1 pseudogene is annotated in these 591 nt (G+C 60.1%); it reads left to right on the top strand.

The annotated features are described in order from the left end of the window. Nucleotides 1–591: pseudogene (locus EJ903_RS27925) on the top strand (IS630 family transposase); the annotation flags it as partial.

The raw sequence follows: 591 nt of genomic DNA, 5'->3' as shown, positions 1-591 counted from the left end.
AAAAAAAACAGTGCTGGCGACCGAATCCGGTCGCGCTGATGTCGCTGATGACCGTCGAACGTGGCGAAACCACCGCCAGCCCCGGATGCGCGAGGAACCGGATCGACTGGTGTTCCTCGACGAAACCGCCACCACCACCAAGATGACCCGGTTGCGCGGGCGAGCCAAGCGCGGCCAGCGGTTCAAGGCCAAAGCGCCATTCGGCCATTGGGGAACCCAGACCTTCATCGCCGCCTTGCGCTGCGATGGCCTTACCGCCCCCTGGATCATCAAGGGCGCGATGAACAAGCGTCTCTTCGAAACCTATGTCGAGACCCAGCTTGCCCCCACCCTGCAACCGGGCGACATCGTCATCCTCGACAACCTGTCCAGCCATAAAAAGCGAAAAGGCCAAAGCCATCCTCAAAGAAAAAGGAGCCTGGTTCCTTTTTCTGCCCCCCTACAGCCCCGACCTCAACCCCATCGAGATGGCCTTCGCCAAGCTCAAGGCCCATCTCAGACGCATCGGCGCGCGCACCATCGAGGAACTCTGGAAAGCCGTCGGCTCCATCTGTGACCTCTATACGCCAGAGGAATGCTGGAACTATCTCA

The sequence above is a fragment of the Azospirillum griseum genome (assembly GCF_003966125.1).
Taxonomy (GTDB): domain Bacteria; phylum Pseudomonadota; class Alphaproteobacteria; order Azospirillales; family Azospirillaceae; genus Azospirillum; species Azospirillum griseum.
The sequence above is the reverse complement of the archived record's forward strand: the minus strand, read 5'-3'. Positions and strand labels throughout refer to the sequence as shown.